Source organism: Streptomyces adustus, assembly GCF_009377175.1.
Classification (GTDB): domain Bacteria; phylum Actinomycetota; class Actinomycetes; order Streptomycetales; family Streptomycetaceae; genus Streptomyces; species Streptomyces adustus.
This window is the reverse complement of record NZ_VJZD01000098.1, coordinates 1-19,733: the sequence shown is the minus strand read 5'-3', so window position 1 is coordinate 19,733 and position 19,733 is coordinate 1. Positions and strand designations below refer to the sequence as shown.

Sequence of the window (19,733 nt, the reverse complement as noted above, 5' to 3'; positions counted from 1 at the left end):
ACGGCGCGCTGCTGAGCGAACGCATGCGCGTCGCCCGTCCTGCCGGAGATGTCCCCGCGCCGATTCCCGGTCAGGCGCAGTGCACCGAACCCTCACCTGAATACGTGATCCGCCGCGGCCCCGGGCCGGCTCAGGACGTGCCGGAAACCAGGCCGATCCGGTAGGCGAGGACGACGGCCTGTACGCGGTCACGCAGGTCGAGTTTGGTCAGGATCCGCGACACGTAGGTCTTGACCGTCTCCGGTGTGATGAACATGGCCGCGGCGATCTCGGCGTTCGACAGCCCCTCGGCGATCAGCCGGAGCGCCTCCAGTTCGCGGACGGTCAGCGCGCTCACGACTTCGTCCCTGGCCGGCCGGGAGGTGTCCGCCGGGCGCAGTCGTTCGGCGAAGTGGCCGATGAGGTGGCGGGTGACGGCCGGTGCGAGCAGCGCCTCGCCCCGGGCGACCGTGCGGATCCCGCTCACCAGCTCCACTGGGGGTGAGTCCTTGAGGAGGAAGCCGCTCGCTCCGGCCCGGAACGCCTCGTAGACGTAGGCGTCGACGTTGAAGGTGGTGACGACCAGGACCTTCGGTGGCGCCTCGACATCGGGTCCGGCCAGCCGACGGGTGGCCTCGATGCCGTCGAGCAGGGGCATCCGGATGTCCATCACGACGACGTCGGGGCGCAGTTGCCGCGCGGCCTCCACTGCCGCGTGCCCGTTCTCGGCCTCCCCGACGACCTCCAGGTCGGGCTGGGCGGAAAAGATGGTGACATAGCCGGTCCGCACCAACTCCTGGTCGTCGCAGACGAGTACGCGGATCGGCGGTGGTGCATCAGACACGGGTCACTCCTGCGCGGGCTGGACGGGGATCAGGGCACGGACACGGAACCTGCCGTCCGGCAGGGGTCCGGCCACCAGTTCACCATCGAGCCTTCGCACCCGTGACCGCAGCCCGGTCAGCCCTCGTCCGCCGCCACGGCCCACCGCTCGGGCGGCGGGTGCGGACGTCGAGGAGGGCCCGGATCCTTCGGTGGCCACCTCGATCTCGATGTGCTCGTCGCCGTGCTGGACCAGGACCTGTGTCCGCTGCCCGACCGCGTGCTTCATCGCGTTGGTGAGCGCCTCCTGCACCACGCGGTATGCGACCAGTTCCACCTCCACCCTCTGCGCCCGCCGCTCGCCCCGTTCGGTGAACTCGACGGGCTGGCCCGACCTTCGGGCCTGCGCGACCAGGTCCCCCACCTTTCCCAGGGCGGGTGCCCGGTCCGCGGCTGCGGACGCGCTCTGGCCGGTCGCCTCCAGCACACCGAGCAGGTACCGCAGCTCGGTGAGGGCCCGGCGACCGGTGTCGCTGACAGCCGTCAGACTGTCGACGGCGCGCTCCGGCGCGGACGTGAGCAGGACCTGCGCGGCGTCGGACTGGACCACCATGGCCGTCACATGGTGGGTCACCACATCGTGCAGTTCACGAGCGATATGTGCGCGCTCAGCGGCCGCGGCCACCTCCGCGGCCAGCCGCCGCCGCTCGGCCTCCTCGGCACGGCGCCTGCGTATGCCGCTTCCCAGCAGCCAGAGCCCCGCCAGAACCACAAAGAACGCGACGAAGTCCGGGACCCGCGTCGGTGAGCCGAGGCGGTGCAGGACGACCGCCAGTACGGCGTAGCCCGCGCCCGACGTGGCGGCGAGAGCGCGGCGGAAGGAGACCTGGTGGGCTCCGGCAGAGTACAGGGCCGCGTAGAGCCCGACACTTCCGAACGTCGCCGGACAGCCAAGAGCCTGATGCACCGCGAAGGCGCATCCGACAGCGACGAGACAGACCGCGGGCCACCGAGTGCGTAACGCCAGCGGCAGGGTCTGTGTCAGGGTCAGCCCGATGGCCAAGGGGCTCGGCGGATGTTCGGACAGGTCGCCGATCTGCGCCCCGATCTGTGACAGGGTCGGCACGAAGGCCAGCACCGTGAGAACCAGCGCGAAAGCACTGTCCTTCACGAATTGCTGACCTCCTGTCACCCACCCGAGCGGCCTCCGCGGCAGCGGAAGTCTCCGAGACCACCCGGGCATCATCACTGCTGTCTCCGTTCCGTTCCGGTCGGCTGTGGGCGGTGCCACGCGCAGAGCTCAGCGGGCGGCGCGCTGCCGGGGCAGCAGACCGCCCCGCCGGTGGGCGCGGACGAACATCGGGACCGCCAGCGCCACACTGATGAGGACGGTAACGATCGAAGCCTCCAGACCGAAACTTCCGCCGGTCAGCAGGCCCGAACCGCTGACGTGCACGGACAGCAGCCCCCTTTCGGTGTTGCCCGAGACCGGGATGCCGAGCAGCTGCTCGGCGGCGTTCCAGGCGAAGTGCATACCCACGACGAACCAGATGCTGCGCCGCCACAGGAACGCCGCTCCGAGCAGCGCGCCCGCCTCCAGGGCGATCGCCAGCCCACTCCATGCATCGGCCCCGGGGTTCGCCAGGTGCGCGGCACCGAAGAGCAGCGCGGTGATCGCGACGGCGGCACGGCTGCCGAACAGCCGCTCCAGGGCCTGTAGGGCGAGGCCGCGGAACATCAGCTCCTCCGTGACCGCCGCGCCCGCCTGCACAGCGATCGCGGACGCCACGACGGAGAAGAACCCGTTTCCGGCCCAGGAGAACGAGTAGCCTCCGAACGCCGCGATCAGGAGGGTGGACACGACGATGAAGCCCAGGCCGATCCCGCCGCCGAGCATCGCCTCCCGCACGGCCCCGCGCCGGGCGATCTCCGTCGTCGGCCGTCGCGCGACGAAGCGCAGGACTGCCCAGTACACGACCAGCGCGACGGCGGCTCCCAGCACCGGCACCGGTCCGGGTCCGGTCGCGGTCGCGCTGGAGACCGCCCCCACGCCGACGATTCCGATCAGCATCCAGCCGAGCGGCGAGCGGCAGATCCGGCCGACGCGGCCACCGCTGGAAACGGAGACGTCCGCGAGCCGGTCGCGGTCCGCCTCGTGGTGCGTGGTCGATGGCGTGTCCATCATGGCCTCCCCCTGGTATCCGGCCGCCCGTGCGGCGACCCGACAACCACGCTAGGAACTCCGCGACATCCGCGATTCACCCGCGGGCGGACGACCCCGGTAGCTCTCACGGGGGATGCATTCCCGCCCCGGCCGTGCCCTCGCCGCGCATCCCCTGCCCTGCCCGACCGGCGACAGCGCAACGCCCGTCGTTCCAGGTACCAGCCCTGGGCGACGCGCGGTGCGCGACTCCCTCTGCGTATGAGGCCTGTCCTGCGCTCGACATGTCTGCGCGGACTTCCCACTACGCGAGCGACACCCTGCCCGCCGCGGCGTTGGATGTGGTGGTGATCGGCGACGGTGCCGCGGGCCTGAACGGCGCCGCTCTGCCACGGCTCCACAGAAGTTGAGCCGGAACCGGAGAGCGGACAGCGGTTGTTCACGACGTCGGGCGGCCTTGGGGTTGTGCGATGTTCGAAGTCCACGGCAAGTGACAGCGCATGGCTCGGCGTCAGACGGATTCAGTGGGCGAAGACCGTGCTGGCGAGGATCACGTGGGTGGCCGTGCCGCCGAGGATGCTCAGCAGTGCGTTGCGACGCCATAGGTGCAGGCCGATCGTGACGGCCAGGGCCGCGAGCGGCGCCGTTGCGCGGGCTTCGGTCACGGGCAGGCCGTGCAGGCAGTAGACGACCAGGATCACCATGACGCCGGCGGGCATCCGGGTGCTGAGGTACTGCACGGTGCCGCTTTCGCGCAGGGGTGTGAGGACGGCGAAGGGCAGGGCGCGCAGAGTCCAGGTGACGGTGGCGGCGACGAGGACGGCGGCGATGGCGTAGCGGGTGTCAGGCATGGCGGGGCTTCCTCGACGTGGTGAGGTGGCGGGCCAGGAGAGCGGCGGTGAACAGGGTGAAGGCGGCCAGGAGCATCTGGCCGGGGAAGAGGAGGCGGGCGGCCAGGGCGCTGAGCACGGCCACGACGGGGGTGGGCACGTCGCCCCGCAGGTCCCGGACGGCGTCGAGGGCGAGGACGGTGAACAGGGCGGTCAGGGCGAAGTCCAGACCGGTGACACCGTCGGGGATGAGGGAGCCGAGCAGAGCGCCGACGGTGGAGCTGGTCGCCCAGTACAGGTGCAGGAAGAACTGCAGCCACAGGATGCGGCGGCTGGACCAGGTGCGGGCCTGTTCGCCGGTGGCCAGGGCGTACGCCTCGTCGCACATCGCGTAGGTGCTGTACGCCTTGCCGATTCGGCCCTTCACGCGGTGCAGGGGAAAGGACAGCGTATAGAAGACGTGCCGGACGTTCACCAGCAACGCGGAGACCGCGATCGCCGCGAGCGGGGCGGAGGCGGTGACCATGCCGATGAGCAGGAACTCGAACGATCCGCCGAAGACGAGTACCGCGGACAGCCCAGCCCACCACCAGTCCAGCCCCGACTGCGTCACCAGCGCCCCGAATGCGAGACCGAGCGGCAGGAATCCCAGCCCGACGCCGGCGGAGTCCTTCAACGCCGCGCGTGCCTCGGACCGCGTCGAGCGCGGAGGGGCGGGAACAGGCCGAGGCCGACCCTCGGTGACGACAGGAGGTATGTCCATGTGTGAAATTTTAGGACGAATCGCACCTCATATGGTTGCCACTTATCACCTTATGATCACGTCATGAGCAACGAAATTACCTTGGATGCGATCGACCGCGACATTATATTTCGCCTGAGCCAGGACGGGCGGCTGACGAACGTGGAGCTGGCCAAGCGCGTCGGCCTGACACCGCCGCCGTGCCTCCGCCGGGTCAAGCGGCTGGAAGAGGCCGGCGTCATCACCGGATACCGGGCGGTCATCAACCCCCAGGCCCTGGGCCGAGACCTGGAGGTCCTCATCGACGTCGAGATCTACGCCCAGGACCGCAAGAGCTTCGAGGACTTCGAGGACACCGTGGCCTCCTACGGCGAGGTCATCGAATTCCGCCGCATGTACGGGCGGCCCGACTACTTCGTCCGGGTCGCGGTCGCCGACCACGCAGCCTATGAAGCCTTCCTCACCGAGAAGCTCAGCGGCCTGCCCGCCGTACTCCGCCTCGAATCCCACCTGACCATGAAGAAGATCAAGACCAACGAGTAGGGCGACACGAAACCCACGGCCCCGCCAGGGTCCGGGAACACGCCCCACCTCGAGATGAGGGTGCTGGTGCTGGCCCGGTTCGTGAACATGTCGATTCGGAGGTCGGCGCCCGCTAGTTCTTCTGCACAGTGCGGGTGACGCCCGCGATGATGGCGGTCGTCAGTACCCAGCCGAAGGCGATCAGCAGGTAGGCCAGCCACTGGAGGCTGCCGTTCGACCAGTACCAGGCCGTGCGTTGGCCCAGACCGCCGATAGGGATCAAGAGGTCGAGGGTGTAGACGAAGGGCTGGAACGGTGCGCCTTCGCCTTTCTGAACCGGCTTGGGGGTGCCGGCGCTGAAGGACAGCGTGCCCAGCAAGGTCAAGGCGAGCAGCCAGACGCCGGCGAGCCAGGGGCGGTATCCGTAGCCGACGGTCGTGTCGAGCAGGTGCCCCCATACGCGTGCTGCTGGGTGCAGAGTCCGGCGCCGGTGGCGCTGCTTGGCCACAAGCACGCGGCGGGCGTCGTCATCGTGGCCGGCCTTCCGGTACCAGCTCGCCAACTGCTCGTAGGGCTGGGGGCTGTAGCCAGGGCTGCGTCGTATCCACGCCACCCGGTGGGCGACGGAGTCCCGCTGCCCCACTGCCTCCCGTCGGTCGCCTGCTTCGCCCATCTTGATGGAGCCGTAGACGAAGCCGTCCAGCTCCACCGCTTCCGGCCAGCTGTGCTCGCTGTCATGGAGGTGGGACACCTGCGCGCCGCGCAGGTCCACGGTGCCGGACGGCGGATGGGCGACAGTGAAGTCGAAGTCGACGGTCTGCATCCGTGGGGCCACCAGCGACGGGCCGTGACCGTCGAGTGGTCCGTTGAGGACGGCTCCTGCAAAGGTCAGGCTGTCCGAGATCCGGGCACCCCGCAGCCGTACGGTCCCGTTCGCGGTGAACCCGCCGGAGAGATCGATCGTCGAGGCCGCGGCGTTGTCCAGCGCGAGGGCCACTCCACGCTCGGAGGGGCCCTCCAGGCGAGCGCCCTTCATGAACAGTCCGCCCGGCAACTGAGCACCCAGCAAACGTACTTCACCTCGCGCCACGAACCCACGGTTGCAGAAGACGCCTCCCTCCATGACCAGGCCGCCGGCGGCCACTGCCCATCCGCCCGGCGCGTTGATCTCGGCCCCGCTGAGGAGGACGCCACCGCTGATCCGGGCGTCGGTCAGGGACAGGGCAGTTCTGACGTGGTTGAAAGGCGAGAAATCGAGGCTCTCCACCACCGAGCGCCGCAGGTCGAGGACTCCCTCGATCCGGGCCGCATCGGCTTCGATGCCCGGGACCCGGCTGCCCGAGATCACGACCGTATGTGCCGACGCACCAAGAAGGTCCACAGGCTCCTCGAGCCAGCAGCCATCCAGCCATAAGGCATGAACGATCTGCGCGCCGGCCAGATTGAGGCGCCCGGATATCCGCGCCCCGGCGAGTCTCAGGCATGCCACGGCGCCCGGCTGTGTGGCGTTCGCACCCAGGAGGAGCGCCGCGATCACGGCAGCCCGAACCCTCCGCTCGGGACCCCATCGCCCGCCCTCGTCTACTCGATCCTCCTCGGGCGATCCCGTGCGCAGGTCCAGGCGAAGTCCCTCGGGGAACGCGTCCCACAACTCCCGCTCCGGGAAGGTCAACTCGTCGTATGAGAGCACCCGTGCAGCGTAGTGATTCCCTACGTGCTTGCCTTGCCTGACCGCGGAGCGGAGGTGGTCCCTTCTGTTTTACTGCTCGTCTCGGAATGAGTTGAGCTCGGGCCTTGCGCTCGGCGATCTTGGTCGGCAGGGTGTCCGCTTGCGTGCTGATCCTGTTCAGGGCGACCTGTGGCAGCGGGTGGCCCTGCTGCTGCCACCCGCTCTCTCGGCGGGTGCCTACTTTCCTGCGGTCTGCTGCTTGCGCAGTGACGAGAACGCGGCCCGGAGTTCGTCCGTGAAGATGTTCGGGACCTCCCAGGCCGCGAAGTGGCCGCCGCTGCGTGCCTCGTGGAAGTAGAAGAGGTCGTGGTAGGCGCGTGACGCCCAGCTGCGTGGGGCCTGGTAGATCTCGCCGGGGAACACCGTGATGGCGGCCGGGAGGGATACCGAAACGGCGTTGAAGTTGTTGGCGTTGTTCTCCCAGTAGAGCCGCGACGAGGAGACCGCTGTGTTCGTCACCCAGTAGAGGGTGATGTCGTTGAGCATTTCGTCCTTGGTGAGCACACGTTCGGGGTGGCCGCCGCTGTATGTCCATGCCGCGAATTTGTCGTACATCCAGGCGGCAAGCCCGGCGGGCGAGTCCGTCAGTCCGTATCCCTCGGTCTGAGGGCGGGTGACCATCATGGCCGAGTAGCCGGATCCGGTCTTGTAGAAATCGGCGAGCTTGTTGTAAGCCGCCTTTTCGTCGGGGCCGAGACCGGCCGGCACCGGGTCTCCGCAGGCGAGCTTCTTCGCGATGTCCGGGGGCACGGTGGCCGGGAAGTTGACGTGGATCCCGAGAAGTCCCGGCGGTCGCTGTACGGCCATTTTGTCCGAAATTACGGCGCCCCAGTCGCCGCCTTGGGAGACGTAGTGCTTGTACCCCAGGCGGTCCATCAGCACGGCCCAGGCGCGCGCGATGCGGTCCGGGTTCCATCCGGTGGTCGTCGGCCGCTCCGAGAATCCGTAGCCGGGCATCGACGGGATGACGAGGTGGAAGGCGTCCTCGGCGCGTCCTCCGTGGGCCGTGGGGTCGCTGAGCGGCCCGATGACCTTCAGGAACTCCAGGATGGAGCCGGGCCAGCCGTGGGTCAGGATGATCGGGAGGGCGTTCGGGTGGCGTGAGCGAACGTGGATGAAATGTATGTCCAGGCCGTCGATCTCGGTCATGTACTGCGGCAGGGAATTGAGCGTCTCTTCGATGTTCCGCCAGTTGTACTTCGTGCCCCAGTATTGGGCGAGTTCCTTCATCGTGGCGAGTTGGACGCCTTGGGAGCTGTCGTGGACCGTTTCTCGGTCGGGCCAGCGCGTCGCCATGATCCGACGGCGCAGATCTGTCAGGTCCTGCTGTGGAATGTTCACGCGGAAGGGACGGACGCTCTGCCGCTCACCCGCCGAGACCGGCTTGCCTGAATATTCCCAGAACCGCAGTCCTAGAGTTCCGGTCGCCGCCACGGTCAAAGTGGTGGTCGATGCGGCGAGGAAATTGCGACGGGAGTACGAGCGGAGAAATTCGGGCATGACAGATCTCCCTGCATCAAATCCTGTATCCGAAGACGCGGAGTGCGCGGAGAAAAAGCCTGCATGAGTGATCTGTTTATCGGCGCGAGCTGAATCCCGCGCGCACCGAGTTGCCTCATGGCAGGTGAACCGACTCGAGTTCGGCCTCTCGACGAGTGCGTTCGCATGACATCGAAGAGCTCGGGCGGCTCGACGGGCTCATAACTGGCCGTAACGCTATCTTTCCCTGTGTGAGCGGGCAACTCGGACGGGAGCCGAGGCGGCATCGCCGACACGGGCCCCGTCGGTGAGCACGACCTTGTCGTACGCGCTGGGCCCGGATCCACCTGTCCGCTGACAGCCTGCCGCGTCGGTGTCGGCGGAGTGCGCGGGCGTGTGCAACACGCGGGTCTCGATGAGGGTATTCGGGGCACTACCAGATGCTGGTGTGATGGGGCGGCGTTACCGTCGTGAGGTACAGCAGGGACGTTTTCATGGCCGCGGCGGGCTCCTTCTGCGCCACGTGGCCTTTCCCTCTCGTCAGGATGCGTCCATGCGATTCTGAAGCAGGGAGACCCCCGATGGCGTGCATTCCACGGCGTGATCTCGCGATGACTCTGGTGGTGGCAGCGATCGCCGCCACCGCCACGACTGCCGCTGCCTCGCCGGGGGGCGCCGCGGCAGCCGTACACAAGGCCGGCGAACAGGCGAAACCCACCGTTGTCCTGGTGCACGGGGCTTGGGCGGACACATCGAGCTGGAACGGCGAAATCAGTCTGCTGCGTCACGCGGGCTACACGGTGCGTGCCATCGGTAACCCGCTCCAGAACCTGACGACCGACGCGCAGACGGTCCACGACTTCCTCAAGACCATCAAGGGCCCGATCGTCCTGGCGGGGCACTCCTACGGCGGCTCAGTGATCACCAACGCCGCCCAGGGGGTCGGCAACGTCAAGGCCCTCGTCTTCGTCGACGCCGCCGCACCGGCGGTCGGCGAGACCACGGCGCAGCTCAGCGGCCCGACGTCGGTCCTGACCAAGGGGTCGCCGGCCGATCTGTACGACGCCGTGCCGTACCCGAACGCGCCGTCCAATGCGTCCGCCCTTTACCTCAAGGAGAACGTGTTCCTCACCAAGTTCGCGAGCAGTGTGCCCCGCGATCAGGCGGTCAACCTGTGGGCCACCCAGCGTGCCGCGACCACGGTGGCCTTCAACACCCCTTCCAAGTACGCGGCGTGGAAGACGATTCCCTCCTGGTACTTCATCAGCAGCGGGGACCAGATCATCACTCCGGCTTCGGAACAGAACATGGCGCACCGGGCGGGCTCCAAGGTGACGGTCTACAACGGCGGTTCCCACCTGACGCTCGTGTCTGATCCCGCGGCCGTGACCAAGGTGATCCAGTCCGCCATCTCATCCGTGAGCTGAATCCGCTTCCGATCAGCTCGTCCAGCGTGATGCCGGGGGACAGCGGGCGGGTGCTGGAGACGTGAGGGTTCAGGATGGCGGGCTCGCGGACAGCTGCGCCCAGACCGTCTTGCCGTCGGGGCCGTAGCGGGTGCCCCAGTTGTCGGCGAGGCTGGCGATGATGAACAGCCCGCGTCCGTCCTCGTCGACGGTGCGTGCGTGCTTGAGGTGCGGGGCGCATTGCGCGGCGTCATGGACCTCGCAGGTCAGATGCCGGTCCAGGACCAGACGCAGTTGGAGCGGAGGGGCGCCGTAACGGACCGCGTTGCCCACCAACTCGCTGACGACAAGCTCGGCCGTGAAAGCCCCTTCCTCTGGGATGTTCCAGGCGGCGAGCTGCCGCCGGGTGGCGGCCCTCGCCAGCGGAGCGGCCTCGTTCCTGGTGGGCAGTGTGACGATCATGACCCGGTCGGCGGGGAGTGCTTTGACGCGGGCCAGCAGCAGGAGCTTCTCCGACTCGTCACGGTCCCGCAGGGCGTACGCGACGGTGTCGCACACCTCGTCCAGGGAATCCTCGGCTCCTGCAACAAGCAGGGCGCCCACCTGGCCAGTGGTCGGTATCAGCAGGTCTTCGTTGTTCAGCGCGAGGGTGGTGCCCTCGGGCAGCTCCACGGTGGTGGCGGGGAATGGGGCGTGGCAGGGGCCGGCCAGTACCGGACCCTCCGGCACGGGCACCAGTGCCGCTCTGCCGTCCGGATAGACCACGTAGGGGTCCGACAGGCCCGCGCGCACGATCGTGCAGTGCTGGTCGACCGCGTCGTAGACCGCGATCAGGCATCCCGCGGTGAGCGGCTCGGCATGCAGGCTGTCCCCGGCCGGAAGCGCCGCGCGTTCGCCCGCCAGGCGGGTGGCGGTATCACTGAGCCGGGCCATCAATTCGTCCGGTGGCAGGTCGAGGGCGGCCAGGGAGTGGATCACGGTCCGCAGCTGTCCCATGACCGTCGCGGTGGCGACGCCCCGGCCGGCGACGTCTCCCAGGACCAGGGCGGTCCGGGCGCCGGAAAGCTCTATGACGTCGAACCAGGCGCCGCCCGCGCCGGGTCCGGGCAGGTGCAGGCGCGCGATGTCGACCGTCGAGGTGGCGGCAGGCCGTTGCGGCAGCAGCCGGCGCTTCAGGGTGGCGGCTATCGTGCGTTCACGTGCGAACCGGCGGGCGTTGTCGATGGACAGCGCAGCGTGAGCGCACACGTCGGCCGTCAGGTCGAGGTCCCTTTCCTCGAAGGGCTCCTCGCTCCCCCTGCGGTAGAAGCTCACCATTCCCATGGCCTGGCCGCGCAGCGCGAGCGGAGCCACGATCAGGGAATGGGCGTCCGACTGCGCGATCGCGGCCGCCCGAGCCGGGTCGGCCGACAGCCAGAGGGCATCGGGCGTCACGGGGACGAGCCTGGGCCGCAGGTCGGTCAGCACCCTTGAAAACGGCGTGGCGTCGGGCAGCCTGCTCACCTCGCCCACGGGATGGGCCGAGACCACCCCGCGGAACGCGGCGCGCAGCAGCTGTACATCTCCGTCGACCGGCGCCAGCGGCGGATCTTCGCCCCGTACGACCCCGTCGATCACCTCCACCACCGTGACGCCGCAAAATCCTGGCACGACCGCGTCGGTCAGGGCCCGGCAGACCGCGATGACGTCGAGCTGTTCGCCGACACTGTCGCGCACCGCCTCCAGGACGGTCAGGCGTTGCACAGCCCGGACCCGGTCGGTGACGTCGAGAGCGAGGACGACCAGTCCCTGCATGCCGTCGTGCAGGTTGTCCACCCGGATGTACGACAGGGAGTAGTGCCGGGCCCGGGGGTCGCCGGGCAGGCGTGCCCGCACCACGTGGTCGACCACTGGCTCACCCGTCCGGAGAACACCGCGCGCAACCTTCTCCTCGGCGAGCGCGGCAAGTCCGTAGACCTCGGGGAACATTCCACCCGTGACGGAGACCGGGCACGCCGGTCCCTCGACGGAGACCCCGCCGAGCCGAAGGACGCGCAGGTCGGCGTCCAGCACATGGAAGATCATCGGTGAGCATGCCGACAGGGCCTCCAGGACGGCGGAGGTCCACCCGCCCTCGTCATCGACCGCCCGCGCCACCAGCTCACCGATGTGTCTGCCCACGGCCTCCTGCGCAGTCCACCCGAGGGTCTCCTCGGCCGCGGCGGACCACTGGATCACCCGTCCGTCCTGCGCGACCAGCATGAACGGTCCCTCACCGGGCACGGCAAACACCTCCAGGGCGGTCACTGTCCCGGGGCCACCCCGGGCGGCCCCCCGGATTTATGCCCGTTTTCACCCTATAGTCCCCTTCGGGGTGCTTCGCGTACGGCGGGAAGCGACGGGGGAGCAGGGCCAGGCGCAGCCGACGAGGGCGGCGACGAGCCTGCGGAGCCTCGTCGGCGTGGGTGAGAGCGGCCCGCGGCCGTTCTCAGGCCGGGAGGGCGGCGTGTGCTCGTGCGACGGCGTCGTAGAGAGATTTCGGGTCGTCCGCGTGCATCCGGATCACGGTGACGTGGTGGGGTGCGCCGAGGAACCTGGGGGCGTCGACCGGTTCGGTCAGGTGCAGGGTGAGGGAGGTCTGTGAGCCGATGGCGAGGTTGAGTTCGCCCACCTTCTTCTCGTGGGTGAACAGCGTCTCGCGCCGGACGGAGGCGATCCGGTCGAGGGGCACGCGGACGTCGAGGTGGGCGCCCTGCCGGACGCGCAGGGCGCCGTCGGCGAGCACGTGCGGGCGGGTGACGGAGGCCGCGTGGATGCCGAGGACGAACAGGACGGTGTAGACGTCGACGACGAGCATCACGGCGTGGGCCACGGGCCAGTTGGCGAGCAGGAAGGACAGGGCGACGGTCTCGACGACGCAGACGAACGCGAAGCCGTACATCAGGGCGGCCTGGTCGCGGCCGTGCGGGAAGACGGCCTCGGCTCCCTCGACTCCATGCCGGCGGCGGCCGATCCAGCGGAGGAGGCTCACCATGAGCCGCAGCTCGTGCGTGATGAACCGCAACACAGGTCCGGGAACCAGGTGCGTGAGCGCATCTCGGCGCGACAGCCCGTGCCTGCGCAGCAGCAGCCACATGCGGGCCTCGGCGCCCAGCGTCACCAGCAGGAGCAGTTTGGCTCCGAGGACGGCCGCGCCGGGTACCGGCACCCCGGAAAGCAGGCAGACCGCCAGCGCGAGCTGAGCGGGAACGGCGAAGGCCCGCAGCCTGCGCTGGACGGGACCTCGCGCGCGGACGGCGGGCGGGCCCGGCGCCGTGTGGATCTCGGGAGTGGTCATGCTCGTCCTTCCTTCCGTCCGGTCGCGAGCCGCATCGCGAGGCGGAGCGCCGCCGCCTGGCCGGGCGCGAGATCCGCGAAGAGCGCGGCTTGCACGGCTCCCTCGTCGCTTACGGGGAAGTACGCGGCGAGCGCGTCGGGGATGAGTTCGGCGAGCCCCTCCGCGGCACGGGCCACCTCCGGGTCGTCCGGCCTGCTGTCGGCGAGGCCGTCCAGCAGGGCGTAGAACCGTTCCGCGTGGTCCCGCATCCCGTCCAGGGCCGCCAGCAGCCCGGTCCGCTGCTCCTGGGGGAGCACGTTGTCCAGGAAGACCAGATGGTCGCGGTCCTTCGCCGCCGTCGGGGAGTCCGTGACCGGCCCGAGGCCGGCCAGCAGCCGGGTGAGTTCCGGCGACAGCGGCCCGTCGGCGGCGACCCGGCCGGCCCGCGCCTCGACGAGCAGCACATGCAGCCGGGTCCGGCGGTCCTGGAGGAGCGCCTGTTGGCGGGCGAGGTCGTCGTCGAGTTTCTCCAGGACCTCCACGAGCTCCCGGCCCTGGTCGTCCGCGAGGATGTCGCGCACCTCTTCCAGGGCGAGGCCGAGCTCGGCCAGTCGCCGGATCCGGGCGAGCAGGACGGCCTCGCGCAGGCCGTAGTGGCGGTAGCCGTTGCCGAGCCGGGCAGGTTCGGGAAGCAGGCCCTGGTGGTGGTAGTGCCGCACGGTCCGCGGGGTGACCCCGACGAGTGCGGCGATCTCGCCGATTCGCATGAGCCCAGTACAGACCCTGACGTCGCGGCAAGGTCAAGTCCGGCAGCACCAACGGGACAGGCCCGCGTCACCAGACCCGTATCGGATGTCCGAAGTCCGCATCGACCTTGTTCACCTTGCCGTGGCGTCAGGGTTTCCGGGTTTCCCATGATGAGCATCCCGGCCCACCACCCCCACAGAACCGTCGGGACCGGCAGGTGCGTGCCGGTCGCGTTCATCGGCTGCGCGAAAGATCATTACGGGTGGTCGCGTGATCCGGTGTGCTTTGGGGGCCGGCACGCTCGGTAGCGTGACCATCTGCTGCATGGAGTGTCCACGCGGCCGGCCGGCCCGTGCGACGGCTTCCGACGGAGAGTGATGAGGCTGCGATGAGTGAACCGATGAAGCCCGAGGTCGACGTTCCGGAGGGCGACGCTCCTACCGAGCTGACCATCCGGGACCTGGTGGTCGGGGACGGGGCTGAGGTGAAGCCGGGCATGGTGGTGAGGGTCCACTATGTCGGGGTGACCTTCGAGTCCGGGAAGGAGTTCGACGCCTCCTGGGACCGGGACCAGCCGTTCAAGTTCGCCCTGGGCGGTGGCAAGGTCATCAAGGGCTGGGACCGGGGAGTGAGGGGGATGAAGGTCGGCGGTCGGCGCGAGATCATCGTCCCCCCGCGACTCGGATACGGGAATCAGTCGCCCTCGCCGTTGATCCCGCCGGGCTCGACCCTGGTCTTCGTGGTGGACCTGCTGGATTCGTATTCCAGCACAACCGGGTGGAGCAACGCCTAGGGATCCCTACGGCCACGCCGGTGTCCCCGGTGCGGCGCGTCGGCCGTCGTCCGGTGGGGGAACCCGGCGGGGCTCCGCTTTCGTCCCGCTCGTCTTCCCGCGGGACGGGCGCGCCTCTACGGGTGTACGTGTCGCGGCAGCGCAGACGTACAGGCTCGGACAGGGGGGCGGCGCCGACACCTCTCCATCGGAGATCACGGCGGTGAGTTGTTCGAAGGCCGACCGGAGCGCGCCGAGTCCTTCCCGCAGATCGGGCCCGGCTGCGCGAGGCACCGCTCGGCCGGAAGACGGTGTGCCCGTCACCTGTTCCTGATGCGGCCATGCCATGACGGCATCGGTGGATCCAGGGTTCGTTGCACGGGGCCGTGAGCCGTGCTTGCATCGTCCGATGCACTATCTGTTGACGGCGAGTGGCCTGCGCAACGAGACACTGCGCGATGCGCTGCGGGACATGCTGGGCAAGCCGTTCGGGTCGGCGAACGTCGTGTACGTTCCCACGGCGTCAATGGCCGAGCCCGGGGATCACGGGTGGGTCGTCGCGGACATGAACCGGCTGCACGGCCTCGGCTGGCGGCAGTTCGACATCCTGGAGCTGAATGGCCTGCCCCGGCAGATGGTGCTCGACCGGCTGCTCCACGCCGACGTCATCCATGTCGAGGGTGGCAGCCATTACCACCTCGCGCGCAGCATCACCGGCAACGGCCTGGCGGAGGGCTTCCTGGAGGCGCTGGAGAGCCGGGTCTACGTGGGGGTCAGCGCCGGATCAATGATCTTCAGCCGCAATCTCACTGAACACTCTGCCGACGTCATCGGGGACGCCGCGGATCTTCACGTGCTCGGCGCGACGACCGTGGAGCCGCCGTTCGGCCTCTTCGACTGGTATCTCAAGCCTCACCTGTACTCACCGGACTTCCCCGAGCGGGACGACGCCTGGGCTGATCGCATCGTTGCGCGGGCGGATTTCCCGATCTACTTCATCGACGACGAGACGGCCGTTCGCGTCAGGGACGGTGAGTTGGATGTCGTTTCTGAAGGCCGGTGGCGGTTCCATCCGTGACTCGATACCCGCGATAGGCAGGGCAGTGCGGCGCCCAGGCGCTGGATAGTCTGGTGCGATGACGGACGGCGAGCTGATCGTTGACCTGCGGGGTCGGCTGATCGAGACACCTGACGACTTCTGGGACGCGGTGAGCGAGCCTTGCGGGCTGCCGACGTGGTTCGGCCGGAACCTGGACGCGTGGTCGGACACGATCAACACTCGGGGCATCTCCGAGGTGATCGACGGCCACGACATCCTGATCGTGCACGTCGATCAGCGGGGTCTCTTCAGCGGGCACCGGCGGGAGGCCATCGTCCTGGCCGACATCTTCGATGGAGAGCAGAACCGCCTCGTCGTCCATGGGCCGGCCTGACGAACCCTGCGGACGCCTTACTCATCGCCGGGTCCAGATGATGGCAGCAAGGGACAGCGGTCGTGCCCGGCCGTCACTGGCAAGATGCACCTTCGTGCTGAAGCTGCCGCGGCAGCGTCCGAGCCTGTGATCCTCGGGCTCGATGACGACCAGTTGGTCGAGGAGTGGGTGGGCCGCGCCCGGGCCGAGGGCCTAAAGCTGACCGGTTCGGCCCCGGCATGCCGGCCAGGTCATGCCGGGGCAGGTGCCCGCAGGGCGAGGAGGGCGACGTCGTCGTCGTTCTCGGCGGGCCGGACCCGGCGCAGCAGTTGGTCGGTGAACGAGGCCAGAGGGCGGTGGGCGAGGGCAGCGGCGTGTCGCCGCAGCCGTTGCAGGCCCTCGTCGAGGGTGTGGCCGGGTTCTTCGATGAGGCCGTCGGTGTAGAGCACGAGGGTGGATCCGGGCGGCAGCATGGTACTGGCGTCGGGGCGGCGGCCCGCTTCGACGCCCAGGAGGATGCCGTGGCCGTCGGTGAGGTACTCGGTCAAGCCGTCGTGGCTGATCAACAGGGGCGGTGGATGGCCGGCGTTGCTCCAGGACAGCTTCCAATGATCACCGTTCGCTTCCTCCAGGCGGGCGAGGATCATGGTGGCCATGGTGACATCGGTGATGTGCCGGATCGCTTCGTCGAGCCGTTCGATGATCCGGCTGGGGGGCTTCGTCTGGGACCAGGCGTAGGCACGCAGCATGTTGCGGACCTGCGCCATGCCTGCCGCGGCTTCCAGATCGTGTCCCACGACATCGCCGATGGCCAGGGCGGTGGCGCCGTCGGACAGAGGGAAGGCGTCGTACCAGTCGCCGCCGACCTGCGAGGCGTCGGGTGCGGGCAGGTAGCGGACGGTCATCTCCAGGCCTGGCACTCGGGGCATCTGGGGCAGCAGATGGTTCTGCATGGTCTCGGCGACCTTGCGCTGGCGCTGGTAGAGGCGGGCGTTGTCCAGGGCGAGGCCGGCCCGGCGGGTGATGTCCTCGATCAGCGGCAGATCGGTGGGGCTGAAGTCCGTCCGATGGTCGGCGCGTCCCAGCGTGAGGGCTCCGAGCACCTCGCGAGGGCTGCGGATGGGAGTGATGGCCGCCGAGCGGATACCGGTGGCGTCGAACAACCGGCGCTGCTCCACCGCGATTCCGGAGTCCGGCTCCCGCTGGTAGGTCTGAGGTCCGGCCAGCGTGGATGCCACTCCGCGCAGCGCCCGGGACAGCGGCATCGGGGACTCCTTGGGGATCGGCGGCATCGGGCCCTGGAGTTCCTCGTGATACACCAGCGTGTCGCCTTCGGCGTGGACGACCGCTTTGCGCCATACCTCGTCGTGCTCGGTGATCAAGTCGATGACGGTCCAGTCCGCCAGTCGCGGCACCACCAGCGCCACCAACCGGCGCAGTGTCTCCTCGACGTCCAGGGTCGAGGTCAGCCGCGTGGTGGTCTCCGCCAACAGTGCGAGCCGCTCCAACTCCGACAGCGGCTCGTCCACCGCCCCTGGCCGAGAACCCGCTTCCTGTGCTCGGGCGGAAGGGTCGAAGACCACCAGAGTGCAGCTCGCCTCGCCGTCGATGTCGTAGGGGGCGACCGTCCAGGAGATCGGCAGCACCGATCCGTCTCCGCGTACGAAGTGGTCCATCTCCGCCTGGGCGACACGGCGGGCGTGGAAAGCCTGCCGCATACGGCACTGCGTTGCCGGGAGAGGACGACCATGGGCGTCCCTGTGCAGCAGGTCGTGTGCGTCATGGCCGAGCAGCTCGCCGGCCGGCCTCGCCAGCAGGTCCTGGGCGTGGGCGTTGACCGCGATGATGCGTCCCCGCTCGTCGACGATGTACGCTCCGGCCCCGATGGCCTCCAGCGCCCTCGTGAGCGCGTCAGCACGTGCGGCCGCGGGAACTCTCTTGTCGTGCTCCGCCGCTGCCATCCCTGGTCCCCCTTGCTGATCGGCTGCTTCCTGCTGGCCGGCAGGGAGTTCGCTCCACGGCATCCGCTTTCCGTGAGTGCCCCAGCTTCGCCGAATCCGGCCTTGCTCTCAAACACGTCGGGGAAGCCTTGGCGCATATGCAGCCGGTCCTTCTTGGCGGACGCGGCTGGAACGTGCGGCCGCTGGGCCCTGCGTCTGCGGGATGACGCAGCACGGTGCCAAGAGGGATCTGGTGGACGTTCGAGCGGCCCTGCCGGGTGTGGGTGAGGTGGCCGCCCTCGTCGAGGTCGGCGCCCTACAGGATCACCGGTTCGCCGCTGTCCATGTCTGTCAATATTTATGCCGCTTTTATGGGTACTGGGTGGATAGCGATAGTTTCAAGGGAGGACATCATGGCGTCAACCCATCACGCCGCACCCATCGAGGAACACCCCGACCTGGTGGAACTGCGGGCCCGGCACGACCGCGTCGCCGCCACCCCGCGAGCCCAGGTGATCGAGGCCCTCGCTCTTGTCACCGGCTTGTACCTGGCGGCATCCGCGTGGATAGTCGGCTTCAACGGCTTCACCACCCTCGCCGTCACCAACCTCATCGCCGGTATCGCCTACATGCTGCTCCTGGGCGGTCTCGGCACCTCCTACGAGCGCACCCACTCCATGGCCTGGGCCGCCGCCGTCATCGGCATCTGGACCTGCGTCGCCCCCTGGGTCGTCGCCGGCGACGTCGCCCACGCCCGCTCCATCACCAGCAACCTCATCAGCGGAGCCATCGCCACCCTCCTCGCCGTCGCCGCCGCCGCCTCGGCCGCCCGCGGCCACGGCACCCCACGCGGAGCCCACAACCCCCACGGCCGCCACGGCATGCCCGGCCGGCTCTGAGACCGGCGCGGGCGTGTAGGCCCCCATGGTGCCGGAGCCTTGTCCGCTGCCGCGCCGTTTTCTCCATCCGGGTGGTCGGTCAGGCAAGCACGGGGTCCAGGAACGTCAGGACGCCCGCGTCCGCGTCGAGGCGGGCCCGGGTGCCGACGGGGAACGTCTGCTGCGGGACGCCGTGGCCGATGTCCGCACCGACCAGGACCGGGATGTTGAGGTCGCCGAGCCGGTCGTGCAGCAGCTCCTCGACGCGTGCGCGGGTGCCGCAGTCGGTGAACGTGCCGCAGACGATGCCGGCGGCGCCGTCGAAGTAGCCGGCGCGGCGTAGCTGGGTGAGGAAGCGGTCGAGCCGGAAGGTCTCCTCGTCGACATCCTCGAGCAGGACGATGCCGCCGCGTGCCGGCAGCGATGTGTCGGTGCCCAGCGAGCAGGCCAGCAGGGTGACTGTGCCGCCGAGGGTGACGCCCTCGGCCGTGCCGCCGACCAGGGGACGGGAGTCCGGGAAGCGTAGTTCCTTCACCGAGGTGGGGTCGGTGAGCAGCGCGGCGAGCGCGTCGAAGTCGGCGCGCCCGGGGTGGAAGCCGCGGATGGCGGGCATCGGGCCGAACAGCCCCGTCCAGCCCAGTTTCACGGCGACTGCTTCCAGCAGTGCCGTCACGTCGGAGAAGCCGATGACGGTGCGCGGGGTGGGGGTGCCGACGGCGTCCCAGTCGACCAGTTCGAGGGTGCGCTGGGCGCCGTAGCCGCCGGCCGCGCAGAAGACGGCCGTGAACGCCGGATCGGTGAGCGCTGCGGTGAGGTCGCGGGCGCGCAGCGAGTCGTCTCCGGCGAGGTACTCGCCGCCTGCGCGCGCGGAGGCGAAGACCTCGGGCTTGAGACCGAGGCCGCGCAGCGATGCGAGGCCGACCTCCAGGTTCTCCTGGTTGGGCGGGCCGCTGGCGGCGATGACGGCGACACGGTCACCGGGCCGCGGCGCGGCGGGGCGGACGAGGCCCTCGGGGGGC

The 19,733-nt window shown here is 69.2% G+C and carries 18 protein-coding genes and 1 pseudogene; 6 read left to right on the top strand and 13 right to left on the bottom strand.

Features of this window, described 5'->3' with window-relative positions:
• Nucleotides 1-130: 130 nt before the first annotated feature.
• The 5 genes from FNH09_RS23365 to FNH09_RS23345 form a co-directional block, all read right to left on the bottom strand.
• Nucleotides 131-823: a response regulator gene (locus FNH09_RS23365; protein ID WP_162468978.1), complete on the bottom strand. Its 693-nt coding sequence runs from the start codon at nucleotides 821-823 to the stop codon at nucleotides 131-133.
• Nucleotides 824-826: 3 nt separating this feature from the next.
• A complete protein-coding gene (locus FNH09_RS23360) occupies nucleotides 827-2,047 on the bottom strand; it encodes a sensor histidine kinase (RefSeq protein ID WP_152891158.1) in 1,221 nt (406 codons plus the stop codon).
• 54 nt (nucleotides 2,048-2,101) lie between these two features.
• On the bottom strand, nucleotides 2,102-2,986 hold the full coding sequence (locus FNH09_RS23355; protein ID WP_238427005.1) for a CPBP family intramembrane glutamic endopeptidase: 885 nt from the start codon (nucleotides 2,984-2,986) through the stop codon (nucleotides 2,102-2,104).
• Nucleotides 2,987-3,483: 497 nt separating this feature from the next.
• Nucleotides 3,484-3,813: a branched-chain amino acid transporter permease gene (locus FNH09_RS23350; RefSeq protein WP_152891138.1), complete on the bottom strand. Its 330-nt coding sequence runs from the start codon at nucleotides 3,811-3,813 to the stop codon at nucleotides 3,484-3,486.
• Nucleotides 3,806-4,555: an AzlC family ABC transporter permease gene (locus FNH09_RS23345; RefSeq protein ID WP_152891136.1), complete on the bottom strand. Its 750-nt coding sequence runs from the start codon at nucleotides 4,553-4,555 to the stop codon at nucleotides 3,806-3,808. Before FNH09_RS23345 ends, FNH09_RS23350 begins: the two co-directional genes overlap by 8 nt.
• Before the next feature lie 63 nt (nucleotides 4,556-4,618).
• Between FNH09_RS23345 and FNH09_RS23340 the strand changes: the two genes are divergently transcribed.
• Nucleotides 4,619-5,077: an Lrp/AsnC family transcriptional regulator gene (locus FNH09_RS23340; RefSeq protein WP_152891134.1), complete on the top strand. Its 459-nt coding sequence runs from the start codon at nucleotides 4,619-4,621 to the stop codon at nucleotides 5,075-5,077.
• 112 nt (nucleotides 5,078-5,189) lie between these two features.
• Here the strand turns inward: FNH09_RS23340 and FNH09_RS23335 are convergent, their stop codons facing one another.
• Together FNH09_RS23335 and FNH09_RS23330 are read right to left on the bottom strand one after the other, a co-directional pair.
• Entirely contained in the window at nucleotides 5,190-6,746 is a 1,557-nt protein-coding gene (locus FNH09_RS23335; RefSeq protein ID WP_162468977.1) for an oxidoreductase, read from the bottom strand.
• A gap of 216 nt (nucleotides 6,747-6,962) precedes the next feature.
• Nucleotides 6,963-8,285, bottom strand: coding sequence for an epoxide hydrolase family protein (locus FNH09_RS23330; RefSeq protein WP_152891132.1), 1,323 nt, complete (start codon nucleotides 8,283-8,285; stop codon nucleotides 6,963-6,965).
• 560 nt (nucleotides 8,286-8,845) lie between these two features.
• On the opposite strand from FNH09_RS23330, the gene FNH09_RS23325 reads away from it, so the two are divergent.
• Nucleotides 8,846-9,691, top strand: a complete 846-nt coding sequence (locus FNH09_RS23325; protein ID WP_238427004.1) for an alpha/beta hydrolase — start codon at nucleotides 8,846-8,848, stop codon at nucleotides 9,689-9,691.
• 69 nt (nucleotides 9,692-9,760) lie between these two features.
• Here the strand turns inward: FNH09_RS23325 and FNH09_RS23320 are convergent, their stop codons facing one another.
• The 3 genes from FNH09_RS23320 to FNH09_RS23310 form a co-directional block, all read right to left on the bottom strand.
• Nucleotides 9,761-11,932: a SpoIIE family protein phosphatase gene (locus FNH09_RS23320; RefSeq protein ID WP_152891130.1), complete on the bottom strand. Its 2,172-nt coding sequence runs from the start codon at nucleotides 11,930-11,932 to the stop codon at nucleotides 9,761-9,763.
• Nucleotides 11,933-12,137: 205 nt separating this feature from the next.
• Nucleotides 12,138-12,986, bottom strand: a complete 849-nt coding sequence (locus FNH09_RS23315) for a hypothetical protein (protein WP_152891128.1) — start codon at nucleotides 12,984-12,986, stop codon at nucleotides 12,138-12,140.
• Nucleotides 12,983-13,732 (bottom strand): MerR family transcriptional regulator, encoded by a 750-nt coding sequence (locus FNH09_RS23310; protein WP_152891126.1) that lies wholly within the window; start codon nucleotides 13,730-13,732, stop codon nucleotides 12,983-12,985. The genes FNH09_RS23315 and FNH09_RS23310 overlap by 4 nt, the downstream gene beginning before the upstream one ends.
• A 368-nt stretch (nucleotides 13,733-14,100) precedes the next feature.
• Between FNH09_RS23310 and FNH09_RS23305 the strand changes: the two genes are divergently transcribed.
• The 3 genes from FNH09_RS23305 to FNH09_RS23295 all read left to right on the top strand — a co-directional run bounded on the left by FNH09_RS23305 (nucleotide 14,101) and on the right by FNH09_RS23295 (nucleotide 15,917).
• Nucleotides 14,101-14,505 (top strand): FKBP-type peptidyl-prolyl cis-trans isomerase, encoded by a 405-nt coding sequence (locus FNH09_RS23305; protein ID WP_152891123.1) that lies wholly within the window; start codon nucleotides 14,101-14,103, stop codon nucleotides 14,503-14,505.
• A gap of 388 nt (nucleotides 14,506-14,893) precedes the next feature.
• On the top strand, nucleotides 14,894-15,562 hold the full coding sequence (locus tag FNH09_RS23300; RefSeq protein WP_152891121.1) for a Type 1 glutamine amidotransferase-like domain-containing protein: 669 nt from the start codon (nucleotides 14,894-14,896) through the stop codon (nucleotides 15,560-15,562).
• A gap of 58 nt (nucleotides 15,563-15,620) precedes the next feature.
• Nucleotides 15,621-15,917, top strand: coding sequence for a barstar family protein (locus FNH09_RS23295; RefSeq protein WP_152891119.1), 297 nt, complete (start codon nucleotides 15,621-15,623; stop codon nucleotides 15,915-15,917).
• A gap of 36 nt (nucleotides 15,918-15,953) precedes the next feature.
• Here FNH09_RS23295 and FNH09_RS50230 read toward each other — a convergent pair.
• Both FNH09_RS50230 and FNH09_RS23290 read right to left on the bottom strand, forming a co-directional pair.
• Nucleotides 15,954-16,055 (bottom strand): annotated as a pseudogene (locus tag FNH09_RS50230) (IS5/IS1182 family transposase); the annotation flags it as partial.
• 92 nt (nucleotides 16,056-16,147) lie between these two features.
• The gene (locus FNH09_RS23290) at nucleotides 16,148-17,857 is read right to left on the bottom strand and encodes a SpoIIE family protein phosphatase (RefSeq protein WP_152891117.1); all 1,710 of its coding nucleotides are present in this window, start codon (nucleotides 17,855-17,857) and stop codon (nucleotides 16,148-16,150) included.
• Nucleotides 17,858-18,249: 392 nt separating this feature from the next.
• Here FNH09_RS23290 and FNH09_RS23285 point away from each other — a divergent pair, with 392 nt between their 5' ends.
• A complete protein-coding gene (locus FNH09_RS23285) occupies nucleotides 18,250-18,735 on the top strand; it encodes an SPW repeat protein (protein WP_152891115.1) in 486 nt (161 codons plus the stop codon).
• 79 nt (nucleotides 18,736-18,814) lie between these two features.
• On the opposite strand, the gene FNH09_RS23280 is transcribed toward FNH09_RS23285, so the two are convergent.
• On the bottom strand, nucleotides 18,815-19,733 hold a 919-nt coding region (locus FNH09_RS23280; protein WP_152891112.1), incomplete at its 5' end, for a S66 peptidase family protein.